General features: G+C 34.3%; 19 protein-coding genes and 1 pseudogene. 12 read left to right on the top strand and 8 right to left on the bottom strand.

The features are described from left to right. Window positions 1-4: 4 nt before the first annotated feature. The 4 genes from HXN26_RS04950 (at window position 5) to HXN26_RS04935 (ending at window position 2,428) form a co-directional block, all read left to right on the top strand. Entirely contained in the window at window positions 5-352 is a 348-nt protein-coding gene (locus HXN26_RS04950) for a DNA-directed RNA polymerase subunit omega (RefSeq protein ID WP_025001501.1), read from the top strand. Continuing rightward, window positions 349-801, top strand: a complete 453-nt coding sequence (locus HXN26_RS04945; RefSeq protein ID WP_273159230.1) for a DUF4293 domain-containing protein — start codon at window positions 349-351, stop codon at window positions 799-801. Before HXN26_RS04950 ends, HXN26_RS04945 begins: the two co-directional genes overlap by 4 nt. A 105-nt stretch (window positions 802-906) precedes the next feature. After that, window positions 907-1,890, top strand: coding sequence for an HU domain-containing protein (locus HXN26_RS04940; RefSeq protein ID WP_273159214.1), 984 nt, complete (start codon window positions 907-909; stop codon window positions 1,888-1,890). Between the two features lie 4 nt (window positions 1,891-1,894). After that, window positions 1,895-2,428, top strand: coding sequence for an FHA domain-containing protein (locus tag HXN26_RS04935; protein WP_273159212.1), 534 nt, complete (start codon window positions 1,895-1,897; stop codon window positions 2,426-2,428). Between the two features lie 127 nt (window positions 2,429-2,555). Here the strand turns inward: HXN26_RS04935 and HXN26_RS04930 are convergent, their stop codons facing one another. The 4 genes from HXN26_RS04930 to HXN26_RS04915 form a co-directional block, all read right to left on the bottom strand. Continuing rightward, window positions 2,556-3,872, bottom strand: coding sequence for a DHHW family protein (locus HXN26_RS04930; RefSeq protein ID WP_273159210.1), 1,317 nt, complete (start codon window positions 3,870-3,872; stop codon window positions 2,556-2,558). Between the two features lie 7 nt (window positions 3,873-3,879). Continuing rightward, entirely contained in the window at window positions 3,880-4,902 is a 1,023-nt protein-coding gene (locus HXN26_RS04925; RefSeq protein WP_273159208.1) for a DHHW family protein, read from the bottom strand. A gap of 11 nt (window positions 4,903-4,913) precedes the next feature. Then, window positions 4,914-6,266: an MBOAT family O-acyltransferase gene (locus tag HXN26_RS04920; RefSeq protein WP_273159206.1), complete on the bottom strand. Its 1,353-nt coding sequence runs from the start codon at window positions 6,264-6,266 to the stop codon at window positions 4,914-4,916. 111 nt (window positions 6,267-6,377) lie between these two features. Then, a complete protein-coding gene (locus HXN26_RS04915) occupies window positions 6,378-7,238 on the bottom strand; it encodes an SGNH/GDSL hydrolase family protein (RefSeq protein ID WP_273159204.1) in 861 nt (286 codons plus the stop codon). A gap of 648 nt (window positions 7,239-7,886) precedes the next feature. On the opposite strand from HXN26_RS04915, the gene HXN26_RS04910 reads away from it, so the two are divergent. From HXN26_RS04910 to HXN26_RS04890, 5 genes are read left to right on the top strand one after another with little or no spacing between them, the layout of a single operon-like run. Next, on the top strand, window positions 7,887-8,663 hold the full coding sequence (locus HXN26_RS04910) for a cell division ATP-binding protein FtsE (RefSeq protein ID WP_025001650.1): 777 nt from the start codon (window positions 7,887-7,889) through the stop codon (window positions 8,661-8,663). A gap of 20 nt (window positions 8,664-8,683) precedes the next feature. After that, complete coding sequence (locus tag HXN26_RS04905) at window positions 8,684-10,000, top strand: aspartate kinase (RefSeq protein WP_273159203.1); 1,317 nt, start codon at window positions 8,684-8,686, stop codon at window positions 9,998-10,000. A 7-nt stretch (window positions 10,001-10,007) separates the two neighbouring features. After that, window positions 10,008-11,210, top strand: a complete 1,203-nt coding sequence (locus HXN26_RS04900) for a glycosyltransferase (protein ID WP_273159202.1) — start codon at window positions 10,008-10,010, stop codon at window positions 11,208-11,210. Continuing rightward, window positions 11,210-12,373, top strand: a complete 1,164-nt coding sequence (locus HXN26_RS04895) for a glycosyltransferase (RefSeq protein WP_025001653.1) — start codon at window positions 11,210-11,212, stop codon at window positions 12,371-12,373. The genes HXN26_RS04900 and HXN26_RS04895 overlap by 1 nt, the downstream gene beginning before the upstream one ends. A gap of 27 nt (window positions 12,374-12,400) precedes the next feature. Further along, the gene (locus HXN26_RS04890; protein ID WP_273159199.1) at window positions 12,401-14,413 is read left to right on the top strand and encodes a fructose-1,6-bisphosphatase; all 2,013 of its coding nucleotides are present in this window, start codon (window positions 12,401-12,403) and stop codon (window positions 14,411-14,413) included. 59 nt (window positions 14,414-14,472) lie between these two features. On the opposite strand, the pseudogene HXN26_RS04885 reads toward HXN26_RS04890, so the two are convergent. Next, window positions 14,473-14,730 (bottom strand): annotated as a pseudogene (locus HXN26_RS04885) (transposase); the annotation flags it as partial. A gap of 305 nt (window positions 14,731-15,035) precedes the next feature. On the opposite strand from HXN26_RS04885, the gene HXN26_RS04880 reads away from it, so the two are divergent. The 3 genes from HXN26_RS04880 (at window position 15,036) to HXN26_RS04870 (ending at window position 18,375) form a co-directional block, all read left to right on the top strand. Further along, a complete protein-coding gene (locus HXN26_RS04880) occupies window positions 15,036-16,103 on the top strand; it encodes a mannose-1-phosphate guanylyltransferase (RefSeq protein WP_273159196.1) in 1,068 nt (355 codons plus the stop codon). 58 nt (window positions 16,104-16,161) lie between these two features. Next, window positions 16,162-17,247 carry a GDP-mannose 4,6-dehydratase gene (gene gmd, locus HXN26_RS04875; protein ID WP_273159194.1) on the top strand — a complete coding sequence of 362 codons (1,086 nt, stop codon included), beginning with the start codon at window positions 16,162-16,164 and terminating at the stop codon, window positions 17,245-17,247. A gap of 105 nt (window positions 17,248-17,352) precedes the next feature. Beyond that, window positions 17,353-18,375: an esterase-like activity of phytase family protein gene (locus HXN26_RS04870; protein ID WP_025001441.1), complete on the top strand. Its 1,023-nt coding sequence runs from the start codon at window positions 17,353-17,355 to the stop codon at window positions 18,373-18,375. 6 nt (window positions 18,376-18,381) lie between these two features. Here the strand turns inward: HXN26_RS04870 and HXN26_RS04865 are convergent, their stop codons facing one another. The 3 genes from HXN26_RS04865 to HXN26_RS04855 are packed head-to-tail and all read right to left on the bottom strand — an operon-like array spanning window position 18,382 to window position 22,057. Further along, window positions 18,382-19,071 (bottom strand): sigma-70 family RNA polymerase sigma factor, encoded by a 690-nt coding sequence (locus HXN26_RS04865; RefSeq protein ID WP_273159191.1) that lies wholly within the window; start codon window positions 19,069-19,071, stop codon window positions 18,382-18,384. 28 nt (window positions 19,072-19,099) lie between these two features. Then, the gene (locus HXN26_RS04860; protein WP_025001439.1) at window positions 19,100-20,329 is read right to left on the bottom strand and encodes a tetratricopeptide repeat protein; all 1,230 of its coding nucleotides are present in this window, start codon (window positions 20,327-20,329) and stop codon (window positions 19,100-19,102) included. 6 nt (window positions 20,330-20,335) lie between these two features. Further along, window positions 20,336-22,057 carry a glutamine--tRNA ligase/YqeY domain fusion protein gene (locus tag HXN26_RS04855; RefSeq protein ID WP_273159186.1) on the bottom strand — a complete coding sequence of 574 codons (1,722 nt, stop codon included), beginning with the start codon at window positions 22,055-22,057 and terminating at the stop codon, window positions 20,336-20,338. Between the last annotated feature and the right edge of the window lie 980 nt (window positions 22,058-23,037).

The raw sequence follows: 23,037 nt of genomic DNA, 5'->3' as shown, positions 1-23,037 counted from the left end.
ATAAATGGATTACAAGAAATCGAAAGCACCTGTAAACACAGTAACTCGTGATGTTGTAGAACTTTGGAATGAAACTAACAACATTTATGAAAGTGTTGCCATCATTGCAAAGCGTGCAAATCAAATTTCAATCGAAATCAAGCAAGATCTTAGTAAAAAGCTTGCTGAATTTGCTTCTTATAGCGATTCGTTGGAAGAGGTTTTTGAAAATCGTGAACAAATAGAGATCAGTCGTTATTATGAGAAGCTCCCAAAACCAACGTTATTGGCTACTCAAGAGTTTTTAGATAATAATGTTTATTGGCGTGATCCATCTAAAGATGGTTTAGAACACGAAGAATCACAAGCATGATACAGAGAAAGCAAACTATCTTTTTACTTATATCATTCATAGTCCTAATTATTTGTCTATGTCTTCCGATTGGTATATTAGAACCAAGTGGTATGGCAGCACCAAGCAAAATGACTAACTTATGGATAATAGATGCAAATGGAGCAAAGGATTTTAAAGTTTGGCCATTATTTGCAATATTGCTAGTCACGCTTCCACTACATTTATTCATCATTTTTGATTATAAGAACCGAAAACGTCAAATAAGATTTTGTAGCGTTACGATATTCCTTATATTAGCATGGCATTTTGCCATATTAGTTATTAGTAAATTTATGTTGGGTGATCTAGGGTTTCATATTGAATATGCATCTTTCCTTCCAATTGGTTCTCTCATATTATTGATATTTGCAAGAAAATCGATACAAGCAGACGAAGCACTTGTTCGTGCAGCTGACAGAATAAGATAATTATAATATCAAACCCAGATAAAAACTTATTATCTTCGCTGATAATAAGTTTTTATTTTATCTATTTTTTGGCATTTAAGAAGAAAATCAGTAAATTTGCAGACAATGCAGAAAATAGACCGACATATTGAGATCTTATTATTGGAAAATGATTGTATCATAGTCCCTGGACTTGGTGGCTTCGTTGCATATTATAGTGAAGCAAAGTTTATTAAAACCGATAATATTTATCTTCCACCTTACCGAACTGTTGGTTTTAACCCTGTATTAATAATGAATGATTCATTATTGGTTCAATCTTATATTGAAGCTTATGATCTTAGTTACCCTGAAGCTATGAGAGAGATTGAATCAGAAGTAAACAACATTTATAAAATATTAGAGGATTTTGGTACATTTGAACTGAAAGGACTTGGAACTCTGAAACGTGATGGAAATGATAAAATTTCATTTGAACCTTACGAAGGAGGATTATTAACCCCTAAATATTATGGTTTTAGCTGTTTTGATTTGAACTATCTAGCAAGTAGTGCCAATATAGAAACAGACAATAGTCATATTCAAGAAGAAAAAGATAAAAAGCCACAAGTAATTTATCTAGACATTAATAATCAAGGTGAAAAACGTTTAAGTATAAGCCTTAGGGCTGTAAAGGACTTTGCTGCTGCTGCAGTCTTACTTTCTATTGTATTTATAGTTGGATTTACTGCACAAAAGCGAAATAATCATCAAGGTCAAGAGGTGAAAAGTGGTGTTTTCTATAATATTTTCGATTCAGATAATAGTAAGAAAAACGAACCTAAAAGTTCTGAAGCACAAACTTCTGCAAAAAACAAAGTACATATAATTTCCTCTGCGCCTTATTGGAGTTTAGTTTTGGCAAGTCATGTTAATGAAAGCAATGCTAAATCTTTTATAAAGAAATTACATAAGAATGGCTTTCACGATGCCTTTATTTATACAAAAGCAGGCAGTATTAAAGTAGTTTATGGGAAATATAAAACCGCTCAAATAGCTGCTGACAAGCTTAATAATCTCAGAGGTAATGATAACTTTGAGCAGGCATGGATTTTGGAAATAAGGAAATAAAAATATGAAAAGGGTACGCTGTCCTAAGTGTAAAAGCTTTATTACTTTTGATGAAACAAAATATTCGGTAGGTCAAAGACTTACTTTTATTTGTCCTAATTGTAATAAACAATTTGGAATTAGGTATGGAGTTTCAGCTATTAAGCTTGCTCAAAAAGAAGAAAATACTCCACAAGAAACTACAGAAGATATTGAAAATTATGGTACACTTCACGTAATTGAAAATGTTTTTCATTATAATCAGGTCTTGCCATTAGTCTTAGGAGATAATGTTATAGGTCGTTATATGAAAGGCAATCCTATCAACTGTCCAATTGAAACTGACGATCCAAGTATGGACATGACACATTGTACTATAAATGTATCTAGAAATGCGAAAGGAAAACTAAAGTATGTTCTAAGAGATGGACCTTCATATACAGGTACATTTGTTGACAATGAAATACTTGCTGATAATGAACGCCGTAATATTTTCGATGGTACATTATTTACAATTGGAGCAACAAGTATTATTCTTTACGCTAAAGATAATTGCTAAGGGTTTCTAAGGTAATAAATTAGGGCTGATTTCTCAAGAAATCAGCCCTAATTTATTTATTATGTTTTAAGTTTAATAGTGTTAAAAAACTAAGAAATAAAAATACCCACAATAACTCCAATTCAATTTATTGTTCGAGGAACTTTAGATATTTTTTGCCAATCTTTGGCGAATAAGCATTAAAAATATTGTTAGCAAAAAGAATATCTGTAATTTTGTTTTCCCTCACAAATTTCTTCATGTTCTTTGGGAAATAACGAGTATCAACAACTTTTATTTGTTCAAAGCTGAAGAAAAGATAACCAGGTAGAGCATTTCCAAAACTATCTTTTAGAATTAGTAACCGGCGTTTGTTCTTTACAGGTGTTGTTATTGTTGCTATTCTTGAATCGCCTCCCATAAAGGTACAATATGCTCCAGCATGACCATCTCTATAATGAACAAAGAACTGGCCTCTTCGGTGCGTAGGTGTTCCAATTATATTATAACTCTTATCGAGCTTATAATCTTCATAATCAGTTATATAATTAAGATTTTTCGGCACATAATAGACAAAGTCTTCAGGTGCATTTTTTATTGATATATCTTGCGCATATCCATACATGCTACCCACGAAATTGCGAACTACACGGCGTTCATAATTACTTAAAGGTTTGAATGGCACCTTTGCAACACGAGCAAATTCCTGTGCAGCATAGTAAGCACCAAGTGGAGCCCAGTGATGGTCAGTTCTTAAATAAATAGGTTCTGCAACATGTTTAGAAAGTGGAGTATATACATTAACAGCATGAACATCTTTATCCAAATGACTAAATATATTATTAATAGTTGCTCGTTGACTATTTGTGCAACTTTTCGCTTGATCAGGACAATAGAATTCTATAGATGTTGGAATTACCATACAGTATACGTTCACCTTTGCCCCAAATGTTTGTTTATACTTATTTGCAGCGTCAGCATAACCAACACCTCCATGAGCACTGCCACCAAAAGCCATTAATGCTCGAACATTTTTACCATTTCCAATAACAACTATACCACGATTAGCTATCTTGGCATTTTCATTCGCAGCAATAGTATTTTTGTATTCACCAACTTCTCGATCATCAATTTCTTCATCCATTGGACTTTTACCACCCTTGCCAGCAGATGCAGCGTGGAATTTCACTTGTTCTTTTCCTGGAGCAGTAATACCTAAAAGATTCTTTTGCTTCATATTTACAAGCATAAAGAAATCTCTAAAAGGTTCACTATCACTAAACCATACATTGATATTTTTAGTAAATTCACCAGATTTAAGACTTTCAAATGAATATTTAGGAAATTGCTTCAAATCACGTTTTTCTAATGCAGAGTATGTACTACGAGGTAAAAAATCGAAGATACATACCAATGTACCAAAAGCTATGGCAATAGCTATAATATATATATTATGTTGTTTCATAAATTGATTACTTCTTTCTCGGACGATTGAGCATATCCATCAACGACGTAGCAGTTCCTTGAGTATACGCATGTTGTACGTTATTAACAATAAGTAGGTCAGAAATTTGTTTATCTATCGCATAGTCTTTTATATTCTCTTGGAAATAACGGAAATCAACGACGTAAATATCCTCAAAGGAAAAGAATAAATAACCAGGTATTGCATTACCAAAACTATCTTTAATAATAAGCAAACGTCGACCATTTTTTGTTGGTGTTGAAATATGTGTTGTACGAATATCACCGCCCATAAAGGTACAATAGGCATTGCTATTACCATCGCCATAACTCCAATAGAATTTACCTTCAGTTTCAGGTTTTACACCAACAACACGTCTGTTCTTGAGAATATGTTCTACGTATGTTGTTGTTATTGGACAATCCTTTGGGGTGTAATAAATAAAATCTTCGGGCGAACTTTTCAACATCGCATCACCAGAAAAATTCACCATACTTCCAACAAAGCGACGAATAATATTTTCGTCGTATGCCATTAGATTGCGAAATGGCACCTTTGCAACATTTGCAAACATTTGTGCTGCATAATAAGCAGCCAAAGGTAACCAATGATGATCAGTACGTGCATAAATTGCTTCGTCCTTATGTTGTTTCATTATTTCCCATACATCAATCTTCTTCACCTTTTTATTCATATTCGCAAACATCGTGTCAAGAGTAGCACGTTGCGAATTGTTTGTTACTTGATAATAATTCTCTGGCCAATAAAAAGCACTGGAAATAGGAATTATCATACTATACACTTGAATATTATTGCCCATTGCTTCTTGATAAGCATTTACAGCATTAGCATACCAAGTTCCACCTTCAGGCAAACCTGTAAATGCTGACAAAGCTCTAAGTAGCGAATCTTTCTTAACAATGATAATTCCGTTGCGTTTCTTATATATCTGCTGTGCTTGAGCCTCGAGCGGAAGAAGAAAGAAAACACAGACGAATAAGTGGACGAGAAATAAAGTATATCGTTTCATAGTTTTATCGTTTAGAAGCGTGTATAAATAAATGCATTGTTTGTTGCACCAACAAGTAGTGCTATACTTAAGAAAAGCAAGCACAAAGATATTGTAATACGAGTAATTAGTGCGACGTTATTACGTACTGACTGAGATTTTATTTTAGCAAATTGAGTACTGATAAAATCATAAACAGGCATAGAGAAAAGAATACCTGCTACCCATAACCAGAAATTATTATATATTGCCGTCTGCGCAGCAAAGTCCATAACTTTATCTGTTTGTCCGAAAAAGGAACGGAAAAATGTCTGCATCTGTGTTAGATTCGTAAAATAGAATATTCCCCAACCAATAATGACAAGTAAAAGACTATAAATATGGAGAAAAAGTTTTGGAATACGATCAATTACTTTCAATAAAGTGTACTTCTCGAGAGTTACGATTATACCGAAATAAACGCCCCACAGAATAAAGTTCCAACTTGCACCATGCCACATACCAGTAAGAAACCATACTACCAAAATATTGAGAACTTGATGAGTACGATTTCCTCCCATTGGAATATAAACATAATCTCGGAAAAAACTTCCTAATGATATATGCCATTTTCGCCAAAAATCTGTAATAGAAATACAACGATATGGGTGCTTAAAGTTTTCTGCGAAATGGAATCCTAAGCAACGACCAAGGCCAATTGCCATATCACTATAACCACTAAAGTCGAAGAATATTTGAAGTGTAAAGGCAGCAATACCTACCCATGCTCCCATTGTAGTAAGTTGTGGAAGACCGCTTTGTAAAAACTGGTTAGCTATTTCTGAAAATTGATTAGCCAATATCACTTTTTTACCCAAACCAATTAAGAATCTGTATGAACCTTCAACTACATCTGAACGAGTAATACGGCGATTATTTATTTCCTTTGCAATAAGGTCATAACGAACAATAGGACCTGCGATTAGCTGTGGGAACATTGAAATGTAAAGTAGTAAATCTACAAATCGCTTCTGACTATCTGCCTGCTTTCTATATACATCTATTAAATATGAAATACTTTGGAATGTATAGAAGCTGATACCAATTGGCAACGCTATATGAGGAACTGGAACAGGAATTCCAATAAAGTTAAGAGATTCGGCTATAAAGCCAGCATATTTAAAGGTTCCAAGAATAAGCAGATTAAAAACAAGACCTATAATAAGAGCTAATTTTCTATGTTTATCCTGTTTATCAATACCAATACCAACAAGAAAGTTGATGAAGACACTAAATATCATTAACAGAACATACATAGGTTCGCCCCATGCATAGAAAATAAGTGAGAAGACAACTAATACTGCGTTTCGCACAGCAGTCTGGTTAATACAAGTTTCCTTACGCATCTTATCCCATAGGTTAGCTATTAAATAGCAAACCATAAATAAAGGAATAAAAACGAATAAGAAAAATAAATCTGAAAATACCATAAATTCCGTTTATGTTAAAATATTTACTTATTTTAATTGAATAATTTCTTTAAACCTTTTGAGAATATATTCTCCAACTTTTTCTGCCCCTGCTGGACTTGTGTGAGTACCATCAAGTGTGTAGTTTAGCTTCTGTCTTTCTTGTTCAGGGTTAATCAATAGTGCTTTATCCAACCTAATTACAGAAACTCTAAGACGTTTTCCTGAAGCATCAATAATGTCAGCCACTTTATTCACTACATCTACTGATGCTTGCGTTGTCAGCATTGGTGTAATAAGTATTATTTTACTCTTGGGAAGATACTGTTTCAATAGTTCGCAATCAAGTTTTACAGCACCTGCGAGCGATAATGTTTGTTGTGGCGTTCTACTTTTACGAGTAAAAGCTTGTTTTACAGTTTCTGAAAAAAGTTGTGGACGACGATTTTGAAACCACGCATCATTTGTGCCTGCCATAATGAAAATATAAGTAGGTGCAGAGCGTCGATTCTCTTGAACATCAGTTATTAAACGCAAGACTTGATTAAGAATAACATTATTGTCGGAAAGTTTCTCGTCATAAGACAGCAAATCTTTTCTTGTCTGTTTTGTATGTGTCCATGTAGCCCCACTACGAGCATAATTCTTACTATTTTTAACTGCAAGGTCTTTACAAAACCAATAACTCCAACTACGAGAATTAGAACTATCATCACCACCCGTCCATAAATTTGAGTCTCCTAAGAATACAAAATTATATGTACTTTCTCCCTGTAAGCTATCTTTTTGAAGACAACCTGCACTAAATAAGTTTTGCACATATAAAAGCAACATAACTGATAATCCAAATCGGAATAACTGTAAGCGGCTTTTACTAAACTTTTGTCGATTTCTCTCTAACTTTATCAATGTTTATATTTTTTGAGACTGCAAAAGTACAAATAAAAACCGACATAATGTAATAAATAGTAGAAAGAATATTGAAATAAGTTTTAAAGAAATCATATCTAATCAGACACATAAATAGATTCAAGTATAAGTATAGTAATATTTAAGTTTATAATTCTTTAATCTAATATTAATTCTTGTATAGAAACATTAACTCTATTCCAATTCAATATGAGAAAAAATCTTATGTGGGGTTAAATTATTATTTTATTAATTCAACTATTTCTTTCAACACCTTTACCCTATAAAAAACATAATAACGAATTTCAAAAATGTAATTATAATTTTAAAAAACGTAATTACATTTTTGATGGATTATAATAACATTTTTCTGCAGCAATTAAAACAATCAATTTTGTGATTTCTTATTAAACCCAAGTAAGAGGATAAAGCTTCTTATAAGATCAAAATAAGGCAATCAAAATAAATATTATCAACCATATCTCTCTCTATTAAAGTACACACCTACTGCATTTATACAACTTTCTTATAATGAGCTCATGTATTTATATAGTATCAATATCTTTTTTTACAAAGAAAATAAGTGCCAATCATTTTTTTTTCTTATCTTTGCATAAGGTTATAAAGAATCCTCAAAAAAGACATATAATGTTAGTAGATTACAAAAAAGTAAATATTTTCCAAGACGAGAAACATGTACTTAGGAATGTAGACTTTCAAGTGAATGAAGGAGAGTTTATCTATATTATAGGTAAAGTCGGTTCAGGTAAGAGTTCTTTGCTAAAGACTATTTATTGCGAACTTGATATTTATGATGGCGAAGCAGAAAAAGCAGATGTTTTAGGACAGTCTTTGTTAACTCTGAAGCGCAGTTATGTACCTGCACTCAGAAAGCAAATGGGGATTATATTCCAGGATTTCCAGTTACTTCATGATAGAAATGTTTTCAAAAATCTTCAGTTTGTTATGAAAGCAACAGGTTGGAAAGAAAATAAAGCTATTGAAAACCGAATACATGATGTACTGAATGAAGTAGGAATGCTTGACAAGAAAGATAAAATGCCAAGCGAACTATCGGGCGGTGAACAACAACGCATTGCTATTGCACGCGCTTTGCTTAATAGTCCAAAAATTATTATTGCCGACGAACCTACAGGCAATCTTGATCCAGAAACAGCAACTAATATTGTAAGCATACTGAAACGTGCCTCTAAAGATGGGGCAGCAGTTGTTATGTCTACACACAATATTCATTTGCTAGAACAATTTCCTGGAAAAGTTTTCAAATGTAAAGATGGAGAATTTAAATTAGTTACAGACGATGCTGAAACAAAGGATTTGGAAGAAAGCAACGAACCTATAGAAACGAAGATAGAAGTTCTCGACTTTGTTGATGATGAAGAAACTATTTCAAACAAAGACTAAGGCGACAAACTAGATACGATATGAAAGTAATGAAATTTGGTGGCACCTCTGTTGGTTCACCTGAACGAATGAAAGAAGTTGTAGAACTGGTGCTCAGAACAGGAGAACCAGTGTTTGTTGTTCTTTCTGCAATGAGTGGTACTACAAATACACTTATAGAAGTTGCAGAATACTTATATAAGAAGAATCATGAAGGTGCAAATGAAGTTATCAATAAGCTTGAACAGAAATACTTATCACATATTGATGAACTTTATTCTACCAACGATTACAAAGAAAAGACACGAAAGCTTATTCAAGAAGAATTTAATTATCTGCGCTCTTTTACAAATGACATCTTTACTTCATTTGAAGAAAAGAGCATCGTTGCACAAGGTGAAGTATTATCAACTAATATGGTTGCCAACTATTTGCAAGAAAAAGGAATTAAGGCTAAGCTTTTGAATGCTCTTGACTTTATGCGTACTGATAAGAATGCTGAACCCGATTCCATATATATAAAAGAAAAGCTTTCTGCTATTATGGCTGAAAACTCAGATTATCAAGTTTATATAACACAAGGTTTTATATGTAAGAACGCTTATGGTGAAGTTGATAACTTGCAACGCGGAGGCTCTGATTATACAGCATCATTGGTGGGAGCAGCTATCAATGCTGAGGAAATACAAATTTGGACTGATATAGATGGCATGCACAATAATGACCCACGTATTGTAGAAAATACTGAAGCTGTCAGTCAACTTAACTTTGAAGAAGCATCTGAACTTGCTTATTTTGGAGCAAAGATACTACATCCCACTTGTGTCCAACCTGCAAAGTATGCTAGCATACCTGTAAGATTAAAAAACACAATGGAACCAGATGCAGATGGCACCATTATAAACAATATAATGGAAGAGGGAAAAATCAAAGCGATTGCTGCAAAAGATAATATTACAGTAATAAAAGTACGCTCGAGCAGAATGTTTGGTTCACCTGGTTTTCTTCGTAAAGTATTTGAAGTATTTGAAAGTTATCAAGTTTCTACTGACCTTATTTCAACCAGTGAAGTTGGTGTTTCAATAGCAATTGAAGATATTACCCATTTAGAAGAAATAATTGATGAACTAAAGGCTTGTGGTACAGTAACTATTGATACAGATATGTGCATAGTTTGTGTTGTAGGTGACTTGGCCTGGCAGAATGTTGGATTTGAAATCACAGCTGCCAATGCTCTGAAAGATATTCCTGTAAGAATGATTAGCTATGGCGGCAGCAATTATAATATTTCATTTTTGATTAGGGGAGAAGACAAGAAACATGCACTTCAATCTTTATCAGCTACCTTGTTTTACTAAATAGATAATGTTTATAATTGATATATATACGATTGTAATTTCAGCAATGTTGCTTTTAGTAGCATTGTTTACATCGTTTATAAATCCATTCTTCAGAAAACCAAATGTATCAGAACCATATCTAAAAGAGGACAATGACGAAACCTTAACTAAAGAAACAGGTACTAATGAACAACGAGAGGTTGTACAAGAACAACAATATCCACCTGTATCAATTATCCTAACTCCAAATGATGATGCACTGGCACTTTCAAAAAACATAAACAAGTATTTAAGTCAGGAATACCCAAACTATGAAGTAATTGTTGTTGTACCTAAGGGAGATGTAGAAACAGAAGATATTCTAAAAACATATGCTGATAATCCACGACTATACACAACATTTATTCCTTCTACTTCAAAATACATGAGTAGAAAGAAATTGGCTATAACACTTGGAGCAAAGGCTGCGAAAAATGAATGGCTTCTTATTTGCGATATATTCTGTGCACCACAATCAGAACATTGGCTTTCTGCTTTGGCACGAAACTGCAAAGAAAATATTAATCTTGTAGTAGGATATACTATTTATGACAAGGAAGCTTCAGACTTTTGGAGATTCGAACGATTCTATCTATCGTGCTATCTTATGAGAGAAGCTCAGAAAGCTACAGCGTATGCTTGGAATTCTAATGCTTTATTATTTAAGAAAAGCGAATTTCTTGAAACTGAAGGGTTTAGAGGAAACTTGAAATATGTACGTGGAGAATTTGACTTTATAGTTAACAAATATGCGCAGAAAGGCACAACTGCTGTAGAAAATTCTATTGATGGAACATTAATTGAAGAAACACCTATATACAAGCATTGGATAAACAAACATCTCTTCTATATAGAAACCCGACAACATCTTAAAAGAAGTGCTAAACATCGTCTGAGATACTATTTTGATCAGTTTGCTATTCATTTTAACTATCTTATTATTGTTGCAACTTTGGTTTTTTCTATTCTGACAACAAATTGGATAATATCTATCACTGCCTTTTTAGCACTTGTGCTAACTTTTATTTTGAGAATATCAATAGGGAAGAAAGCATTATTATTATTTAATGAAGTTATTCCTTCTTGGAAAATTATACCTTACGAGTTGCGTCTTATTTGGCAAAACTTTGGATATAGAATAAAATATTGGCGAGCGAATAAATATGATTTCATTTCTCACAAATTATAATGAGAGTACTGCATCTTACATATAAAATAAAAAAAGGAGAACTTCTCTCTGATTATCTAACGATACTGATTACAAAAGAAAAGGCACAATCAGTAGAGGTAGAGGTGGCAACTACCGAGAAGGAATTTAAAAAGATGCTGTCAAGTTTTAAGCCGGACATTGTACATATTCATAGTTGTTGGAAACTAAATACTTTTGTTTGTGCTAAGAAAGCAAAACGTTTTGGTTGCGCATTGCTATTTTCTCCTCATGGTGAGCTTTCTCCTTTAGCAATGAAATTAGAAGAACCAATGCGAAAGAAAGTTCGTTCTATAACTTATCAGCGTAAAGTTGTACAAATGGCTGATGCAGTGTTAGCAACATCGGAAAAAGAGAAGAATGAAATTTTACAACTTGGATGGAATAAGCGAATAGATTCTGTACCTTCATGTTTGCTGAATCATTCTATTTCTACTGAAGAGATGGCGGTAAACATAATAAAAATCTATACTAAAGTTATTGACACAAGGTATAGACGAAATATGGATAATCTTGAATGGTTATGTTTATGTGCCTTATTACATACAGGATTGCAGCAAGATCCAACTAATAAAATTATACCAAGCAAGGGACTTTTAGAACTTCGTGGACTTACTCCTCAACAATGGCAACGAATACTTATATGTGCAGATGATGAATTTGTACGTGATTATGTTGATATTGGAATTGAACGTTTATTACTTGTAATCCCAAATATCAACACACCAGATATTTCAAGATATAAACCTTATATGCAAAAAATAGAAGGTGAACTTGAAAAGACAAAGATAGAAGTTGGCAATTTCCTCCTTAAAAGTCGTTATGAAAATGCTAAAGAAGGAGAAGAAGATACAATAAAGCAGATTGGGACAATGCTGGCACATGCAAAGGTATTGTTGAAACAAAGGAAATTTAGTTTGCTTCATTTATCGCAGATATATCAAGTTATACGATTTGAGGATTACAATGAAGAACGACTTCTTATTACATTGCGTCGTATGAGGCTATTGAAGTTTGCACGACGTATGGTGTACATACTTTCAGAGTATTTATATTTGGAAGACGGTTATGCACCTTTTGTACCATTAAACGATAAGAAGATACGACCGATAATAGAAAAAATCATCAATAAAAATAAGTACTAATCAACTAATTATTTTCAGAAATTGACTATGACAAACAAAAATTATGATTTGAAAAAAGACGAACGCTATCTGCAACTATTAGCGCAATCGTTCCCAACAATAGCAGATGCAAGTACTGAGATTATAAACTTGCAAGCCATATTGAACTTACCAAAGGGTACTGAACATTTCTTGGCAGATATACACGGAGAACACGAAGCTTTCCAACATGTCTTGAAGAATGCATCAGGAAACATTAAGAGAAAGGTAAACGACTTATTTGGTGATACTTTACGTGAATCTGAGAAGCGCGACCTTTGTACACTGATTTATTATCCTGAACGAAAGATAGAACTTGTTAAGAAGGCGGAAAATGATATTGAGGATTGGTATCATATCGCAATCCATCGTCTTGTACGAATATGCCGAGATGTTTCAAGCAAATACACAAGATCTAAAGTGCGCAAATCACTTCCTATTGAATTTTCTTATATTATTCAAGAACTTCTCCACGAAAGTTCTGCTGACAAGGATAAAACAGATTATGTAAGCACTATTATTTCTACCATAATTTCAACAGGAAGAGCCGACGATTTTATCACAACAATTTGTAATGTCATTCAGCGTCTTGCTATTGACAGTCTTCATATATTAGGTGATATATACGACCGCGGTCCTGGTGCCCATGTTGTTATGGATATCCTTAAAAACTATCATACATGGGATATAACTTGGGGAAATCATGATATTTTATGGGCAGGTGCATGTGCAGGAAACGATGCTTGTATCTGTAATGTCATAAGAATTGCATTGAGATACGATAATATGGATACTATCGAAGATGGGTATGGCATTAACTTAATGCAGTTGGCAACCTTTGCTATGGATGTTTATGGAGATGACCCATGTGTTGAGTTTAAGCCAAAGGTTATGCAACCTGATACTATCGATGAGAAGAACATTTTGCTTATCGCTCGTATGCATAAGGCTATCAGTGTAATTCAGTTCAAGTTAGAAGCTCAGCTTATAAAGAAGTATCCACATTGGAAGATGGAACACCGCCTATTGTATGAAATGATTGACTACAAGAAAGGAACTATCACCATTAGTGGAAAAGAATACAAACTGACATCGTGCAATTTCCCTACCGTTGACCCTAAGCACCCAGAACAACTTACACAGGAAGAGCTTTCATTGATGGAACGACTCCATCATTCGTTCACTGTTAGCGAAAAATTGCGCGAACACATTTTGCTACAACTTCGACACGGATGTATGTATAAGGTCTTAAATAATAACTTGCTTTATCATGCTTCTATTCCTCTCAATGAAGACGGAACATTACGAGAAGTTGAAATTGAGCCAAATCACTTTGATAAAGGTAAAGACCTTCTGCACAAGTTGGGAATGATTATCCGACGTGCTTTTCAACAGCAAACAGAATTAAAGTATTGCAAAGAACGTGAATACGCTATTGATTATTTCCTCTACCTATGGTCGGGTCCAGATAGTCCACTTTTCGATAAGGCAGCGATGACAACGTTCGAGCGCTACTTCATTAAGGAAAAAGAAACACACCACGAAGAAAAAGGTTTCTATTTCAAATTCCGTGAACGCGAAGATATTGCCGATATGATAATGGAAGAGTTTGGTGTGAATAGTGCAACAGGTCATATTATAAACGGCCATGTTCCTGTCCATGTAAATAAAGGTGAAAAACCAATTAAAGCTAACGGAAAACTTATGGTCATAGATGGAGGTTTCTCAGAAGCTTATCATAAAGAAACTGGAATTGCGGGGTATACGCTTATTTACCACTCTCGAGGTTTCGAGCTTGTTCAACACGAACCATTTGCATCGGAAGAAGACGCTATTAATCGTGGTATTGACATTGTAGGTACAACACAAATTGTAGAGTTGAACCAACGTCGCTTAAAAGTAGCGGATATGGATAAAGGTACAGAGTTGAAACTCCAAATCGAAGCGTTAGAAGAATTGCTCTACGCTTATCGACATGGCTTTTTAAACGAAAGCGAAAAGAAGAATCCGCCAAAGATGTAAATTAAAAATATACTTTTACGAAAGCTAATAAGTTTCTTTTAATAAACTTAAGCTTTTTTTTAAATTCTCATCCCTTTAAAACTATTTTTCAGCATAAAGCTTGTATTGACAAGCTCTATGCTGATTCTTTTTATAAGGTCCAAAAGAACTCTCATAGCTCTTTTGAAGTTATATGCTGCTGCAGATAATAATACATTGATAGCATCTCCTTTCATACCTTTATAAAAGTTGCGAGATAATCGGTGGTCTGCTTTAAGATGTCCTATCGTTGGCTCTATACCAGCTCGTTTACAAAATAGTTTGTGTTTTTCTACCTTTAGATGCTGAAGATTTACAACGAGAAGTTAAGCAATCTCTTATAAAGATCAGTAAACCCCCAAACTCAACAATAGGGAAAATGTCGAAAGGAATTTATTGTATTAATCCAAAAAGTCATCAGCTTAATCAGATGCGACTGGAATTCTTGGATGAGCAATATAATAATAAGGAGATTAGCCTTCAAGCAGTTCTGAGCCTTAATTTGTTTGGCTGATGTAAAAAGGTAAATATAATCTTTGTCTTTTTAAATATTTATTTGTATATTTGCATTAACTCTATTTAAATAAGCTCAAATTAAGAATTTATGATACATTCAAATAATCACCTTGTGATAATGGCAGGAGGAGTCGGAAGTAGATTCTGGCCCATGAGTACTATTGATAAGCCAAAACAATTTATTGATGTACTTGGTGTTGGTAGATCGTTGATGCAACTTACTTACGATCGTTTGAAAGGTATTACAAAACCTGAAAATGTTTGGGTAGTTACAAATGAGAAATATTGTGAATTGGTTCGTGAGCAATTGCCAGATATTCCTGTTAAAAACATATTGAGTGAACCATGTAGGAGAAATACGGCACCTTGTATTGCATATGTTAGTTGGCGGATTAAAAAATCAGACCCCAAAGCAAATATTATAGTAACACCAAGTGATCATATAGTAACCAATCAAAATGAATTCCGTCGTGTTGTAACAAACTGTTTAAAGTTTACTTCAGAGACAGATGCTATAGTTACTTTAGGAATGAAGCCTTCACGTCCAGAAACAGGGTATGGATATATACAGGCTGATTTAACGACTCCTTCTGTACGCAATAAGGAAATATTCAGAGTTGACCAGTTTAGAGAAAAACCAGATATTGATACCGCTAAGAAATATATCAGTGTGAATAATTTCTTTTGGAATGCTGGTATCTTCATTTGGAATGTTTCTACAATTGTGAATGCATTTCGTATTTATCAACCTGGTATAGCACGCATTTTTGAAGGAATATATAATGTTTTAGGTACTTCGGAGGAACAGAAAAATATTGATGAAGTTTATCAAGAATGTGAAGGAATATCAGTGGATTATGCTATTATGGAGAAGGCTGAAGAAATTTTTGTATGTCCTGCTGATTTTGGTTGGAGTGATCTTGGTACGTGGGGCTCATTACATTTACAATCTCAACATGATCTTTATGGTAATGCAGTAATTGGAAATAATATACAGTTGTACGATAGTAAGAATTGTATTGTACACGCAACTGATGTGAAGAAAGTTGTAGTTCAAGGGCTTGAAGGTTATATTATAGCTGAAAAAGATGGCATGCTGCTTATATGTAAACTTGATGAGGAACAACGGATAAAACAGTTCTCAGAGAATAACTAACTATATTTTTAGTTAAAGTTTATTAGAATCAGGAAACAAAATAATAATTAATAAATAAATGAGTAAGAAAATTGCATTAATAACAGGAATTACTGGTCAAGACGGAAGCTACTTGGCAGAATTTTTAATAGAAAAAGGTTATGAAGTACATGGACTGTTGCGCCGTAGTTCATCTTTTAATACTGGACGCATTGAGCATTTGTATTTAGACGAATGGGTGCGAGATATGAAGAAAGACCGTTTGATTAATCTACATTGGGCAGATATGACGGATTCATCTTCTTTAATCCGTATAATTGGTGAAGTAAAGCCAACCGAAATTTATAACCTAGCAGCACAAAGTCATGTTAAAGTAAGTTTTGATGTGCCTGAATATACTGCTGATACTGATGCTGTTGGTGTTCTTCGACTTTTAGAGGCCGTACGCATTTGTGGCTTAGAGAAGAATTGTAAGATTTATCAAGCGTCAACCTCAGAATTATTTGGTAAGGTTCAAGAAGTACCACAGAAAGAAACAACTCCTTTTTATCCACGATCTCCTTATGCTGTTGCAAAACTTTATGGTTACTGGATAATTAAAAATTATCGTGAATCTTATGGAATGTATTGTTGCAATGGTATTCTCTTTAATCATGAAAGTGAACGTCGTGGCGAGAATTTTGTAACTCGTAAAATTACTTTAGCAGCTTCTCGTATTGCTCAAGGTATGCAAGATAAACTTTATCTCGGTAATTTAGGTGCTCAACGTGACTGGGGATATGCTAAGGACTACGTTGAATGTATGTGGCTAATACTTCAACAAAAGGAACCAGAAGATTTTGTTATCGCTACAGGTGAGATGTATACTGTACGAGCTTTTTGTACCGCTGCATTTAAAGAAGTAGGACTAGAACTTGAATGGAGAGGAGAAGGCGTAAACGAAAAAGGATATAATAAGGCTACAGGCGAAGCTATAGTTGAAGTAGATCCTAAATATTTCCGCCCTGCGGAGGTTGAACAATTGCTTGGTGATCCTACAAAAGCAAAGACAAAGTTGGGATGGAATCCTCGTAAAACCACCTTTGATCAGTTGGTTAAGATAATGGTAGAACATGATATGAAGTTTGTTAAGAAGTTATATTTGAAGGCACAATTGCCAGAATAATTTGAATACAGACGATGAAAGGATATATTAGGTGATTTTCAGTTTAATGGGAATCACCTATTATTATTCTGTAGACTACTTATACAAAAATCTGATAACAGTGAAATGAAGTTGTTTTATTCCTTATGCTTAGTGCTAATTTCTTTATCAACCTTTAGTCAGGATTTTCCTAAACTAGTATCTTTAAATGAACAAATCCATTTTAAGTCAACAGTTCCGAAAGGAAACTATAGTGGAATAACCCGATTAGGGGATAATCGTTATGCAGTTGTTTCCGATAAGACAGGACATAGTGGCTTTTATCTTTTCACGTTAGATATAGACTTAAATACAGGTGATATTAAACAAGTTGCATCTAATGGCTTCTTTGATTCATCAACATTAAATTCAGATGAAGAAGGTATTGCTTTCCATTCAGACAGACACAGCATATTTATAGCGCGTGAAGCTGATAATAGTATTTACGAATATGACTTATCAGGCAAACTTACTGGTAAGCAATTATTTATACCATCCAATTTTCGTAATGCTTCAACTATCTATGGCTTAGAGTCCTTAACTTATAATGATAGTACACATTTATTTTGGACGACTACTGAATCGACATTAGATAACGATGGTAAACAGGCAGCGCCAATGCAACTATTAGAAAATCATTTGCGCTTACAAGCTTTCGACGAAAGCCTTCAACCTATAATGCAATATGCTTACAAGATGGATAAAAGTACAGTTAATAAGCCTGCTCAGAGTTATGCTATGGGTGTAGCAGATATGGTTGCATTAGACAATGGAATGCTACTTGTCTTGGAAAGGGAACTTTATGTTGCGCCTAAGAAGTTTGGTTCGTTTGTTAAGAATAAGATCTATTGCATAGATACTAAAACTGCAGAACAAATAGATAATGGTAAACCACTCACAGATGCAAGTCCCTATGTGAAAAAAAAGTTACTTGCAGAATGGAAAACTTCATTGTCATTGTTTCACCAAGACTTTGCTAATTACGAAGGAATGTGTCTTGGTCCTAAACTTAATGATGGTTCACAAGTTTTAATCTTGTGTGCCGATAGTCAAAATCAATATGGTGGTATATTGAGAGATTGGTTTCGTACAATTGTTTTCCGATACTAAGGATTTTTACTTCAGTAACTTTTGTAGTTTATGCAATGCTTTGTTACGTATTTGACGTACACGTTCACGTTTTAATCCCATTTCTTTAGCTATTTCCGCCATCGTATAACGTTCACCATTCTGTAGTCCATAGATAAGTGTAATGACTTTTTGTTGCCTTTCATCAAGAGTACTCATACCTTTTGCAATTTCTGCAGCAATAATTTGACGCGTTAAATTTTCATCGGCTTGGGGCGAATCTTTGTTTTCCAAGACAGTTTGTAAGGTGAAATTACCATTGCTGCCAACAGGTACTGGTTGGTCAATAGATAGAGTGTGAACTTTACGTGTCTGTTGTTTATCTAAACCCTTGCTTTGTATTTTGTAAGTATCTAGTTGATCTTTTATGGCTTCTTCCATCGCTTTACGTATATAGGAAGCTGCAAACTTAACAAAACGAGTTCCTTTTGTACCATTAAACTTTTTAGCTGCATACATCATACCAATGTTTCCTTCACTTATTAGGTCATCTTCGTCAAGGCCATGATTTTTGTATTGATGCGCTAACGATACAACAAACTTTAGGTTAGCTTTTGTTAGTTCCTCTAAAGCTTTTGCATCTCCGATCTTAATCTTGGCTGCAAGTTCTCGTTCTTCTGCATCGCTCAGTAATTGCTGATTGGCAATTTCTTCTATGTATTTATCATTTGTAGCCATAATTTTAATGTTTGGTATATTTCTATAATTAAAATGGTAGTGTATTCTCGTCTGTTTTCCTCGTCCTTTGCATAGGTGTAAACTGGTTGTAATTTACTGGTTTACAATTTTTTGGGTATAGGTCAGCCAATAATTCTTTTGTTTCTGCCAAGTTCTTCTTGATAGCTACACTTAGAACTTTATAATATTCTTCCATCAATCCAAGCTCATAACAACAGCGTGCATAGTAGGCATAACCTATGTTCCAATCTGTTGGCATTTTCTTCAGATTATTTGAAAACATTTGATAAGCATCTTTTATATATCCATTCCCCATTAAAGAGATAGCCATTTGTATATATGTTTCTTCTTTTGCCTCTGAGTTTTCTATGGCTTTAGTGAAGTATTGAATAGCTTGCTCTATCTTTTGTTGGCTTAGATAAATGTCTGCAATTGTAATATTAGCGAAGTTCTTTCTAGTTCCAGTTGCAACTTTCTGAAAACGCTTATAATAGTTTATTGCTTCGCTACTATTTCCTATACAATATAATGCATTTGCTTTGTTTAAGAGAGCATCTTCATCTTCCGGATTGATAGCTAAAGAATATTCACTTGCTGTAATGGATTTATTATGCTCACCACGAATGAAATGACATTCTGCTAATTCGTTCCAATAAATTGTAGAGTAGGGGTTGCTATCTATAAGTTCGTTCAACACCTCCTCACTTTCGTTACTTTTTCCTATCCATAGCAGAATCTTGGCTTTCAGTTCCTTATACTCCTGTGTTTCAATATCTTCATATAGACTAAGCCATTTCTGTGCAAGTTCTGCCAAGCCATAGTCATAGTAGAGAGAAGCAACATCAAAAATATAGTCTTGTTGTTCATCTTCTGCAACTCTACGAAAACATTCTGAAAGATACTTATCTGTCTCTTCATTTTTATTTTGCACCATCAATATCTCCGCTATCAGATAATAATAGTCTAAATCCTCTTTATCTATAATATCCTCTGCGAATTGTTTAGCCTTCACAAAGTCCTTGTCTATAAATAGTGCAGTGCGAGCAAGGAAACAAAGCGGAGCAGTAGCACCTGGAAAGACATTTGTTGCATATGTTGCAGCTACCCTTGCTTCTTCTTCTTTTCCTATCAGATGATAATATTCAGCAATATCGGCAAGTTCCTCAGAGTCAAGGAATCTGCCGCTATTTTCTTTACATAGTTCTTCGTATTCATGAAGAATATGTTTAAATTTATTGCTTTTAAAATATTCGTTCAATATCCTTTATCCTTTATTTTGTGTTTTAGCCCATGCATCCTTGAGACCAACAGTTTTGTTGAAAACTAGTTTTTCGGCCGTTGAGTCAGGGTCAAGCATAAAGTAACCTGTACGTTGGAACTGCAAGTAATCGCCTGATTTCTTTTCCAACAAATACTTTTCAACGTAACAATTGTTGTAAATCTTCAAACTGTCAGGGTTTAGAAGTTCTCTAAAATCGCGTTCATCTGCAGATGGGTTTTCTATATTGAAGAGTCTGTCATATTCACGCACTTCAGCTTTTAGGCAATAATCTGCACTTACCCAATGTAATGTTCCCTTTACTTTACGATTTGCACCTTCTAATCCGCTCTTACTTGTTGGGTCGTATTCTGCCTGAATTTCTATGATATTTCCTTGCTTATCTTTCGTGCAGCCAGTGCATCTAACAATGTATGCACTCTTTAAGCGAACTTCTTTACCAGGTGTCATGCGGAAGAACTTCTTAGGTGCGTCCTCCATAAAGTCGGTACGTTCTATCCATAAATTCTTAGAGAAGGTTATCGTGTGTACGCCTTCTGCCTCGTTTTCGGGGTTGTTGATGCTTTCCATTTCCTCGGTCTGACCTTCAGGATAATTGGTTATAACCAACTTCACAGGGTCGAGCACAGCACTTACACGTGTTGCTTTCTTATTCAAATCGTTACGCACAGCAGCTTCAAGCAATGCCATGTCGTTTAAAGCGTCGAACTTAGTATACCCAATGGAGTCGATGAAAGCACGGAGAGATTCTGGAGAATAACCACGGCGGCGCATTCCACAGAGTGTAGGCATGCGTGGATCGTCCCAACCACTTACAAGTTTTTCATCTACAAGTGTATGTAGTTTACGCTTCGACATCACGGTATAGGTCAGATTCAAGCGGTTAAACTCAATCTGTCGTGGACGATTATCATTTAGAGCATCAGCTGTATTATCTGATTCCTTTAGGAAATCGATGAACTTGTCGTAGAGAGGTCGGTGAGGAACAAACTCTAATGTACAAATAGAGTGAGTTACTTTTTCAAAATAGTCGCTCTGTCCGTGTGCAAAGTCGTACATTGGATAGCAATTCCATTTCGTGCCCGTACGATGGTGTGGCGTATGTATAATACGATACATGATAGGGTCGCGGAAGTGCATATTAGGGTTTGCCATATCCAATTTAGCGCGTAGTACCATGCTTCCCTCGGTAGCGTCAGGAGTATTCATCTTGTTAAAGAGTTTAAGACTTTCCTCTATTGGACGATCCCTGTAGGGAGATGGAGTGCCAGGCTCGGTTGGCGTTCCTTTCTGTGCAGCTATTTGTTCAGAGTTTTGTTCGTCAACGTATGCTAGTCCTTTCTTAATTAGCCATATCGCAAAATCCCAAAGCTTTTCAAAATAGTCGCTTGCATAATATATATTTCCCCATTTAAAGCCTAACCAGCTAATATCGTGTAGAATATTTTCTACATATTCGTTTTTTTCTTTTGACGGGTTAGTATCGTCGAAACGTAGGTTGCAGATGCCGTTATATTTTTCTGCCACGCCAAAATCCATGCAGATAGCTTTTGCGTGTCCTATATGTAAATATCCATTAGGCTCTGGCGGGAAGCGAGTTTGTATACGTCCGCCATTCTTTCCTTCGGCTATATCCTCTTCAACTAATTGTTCTACAAAGCTCAAACTACGCCTCTCTTCGTTCGTGTTACTTTCTATTGTATTCATAAGCTTATAATGTTTCTTCTGCAAAGATAGCTATTTTTTTCTTCTTATAGATAATTTTTAATTACTAAATAATGTAATTCGCTTACTATAAGGCTTTGTGCGTTACTTTTTCTGTATAATTATTAAAGCGTTTTAATGTTAATATTGTATGTTTTTGAAAAATAATTAAAGAAAAATTTGGTGGGTTTCGAAAATTAATATAACTTTGCACTCGTTATCCTGAATACAATCTTTTTACCTTAAATGACTAATACCTATTGAGGTTGAGTGCCCGTCGCTGCGAAGCGTTGGGCATTTTCTTTTTCCTTTCAATTTGTCTTAATCATCTTTTAGTGAAGCTTTGTAACCATTGTGTAGAATGGGTTTCTGTAGAAAACGTAGACTAAACCATGATTAAAATATTGTTTATATTTTTTCATAAAGCTTTTATTTTGTAACTATTTTATTGTCAATGAGTTATAAGACGGGTTGTTTTGCGTTGTAAAACAGCCTGTTTAAGCGTGCAAAACAGGTACTATTGGGTTGCAAAAGAGCCTGTATTGCAACATAAAAATGTTATGCCTTGTTCTCACAAGAATTTAGTTTACAAAATTGAACTATTTTAGATATATTTAGTTTGCCGAATGAAGAGAAAGTTTTACAATAGGAAATAGAAGATATAAATACCCATGTAGTTATTTTTTACTATATATAAAGAAATTCAAATAAAAGTATGTTGTAATATTTTGAATTGTATTTTTAATCTCCTAAATTTGCTAAAAATTGTAGATTTGTATTGAAAATTAGTGGTCGTTATAATTAATGGGCAACGTTTACTTCATGTTTGCGATTTCTATATAGGATTTCTATGTTGATAAAGTAACACCTAAGGTTTTCATCTTGAATACATGTTGCTATTTATTATTTTTTTTATCGTGTAGTTATATAGTCCCCCCTTAAAAACCTAATATTCCTCTGATTCATAGTATATTATCCTGTAA

This window comes from Prevotella aurantiaca, from assembly GCF_015262605.1.
Taxonomy (GTDB): domain Bacteria; phylum Bacteroidota; class Bacteroidia; order Bacteroidales; family Bacteroidaceae; genus Prevotella; species Prevotella aurantiaca.
This window is presented reverse-complemented; position numbering and strand designations above follow the sequence as displayed.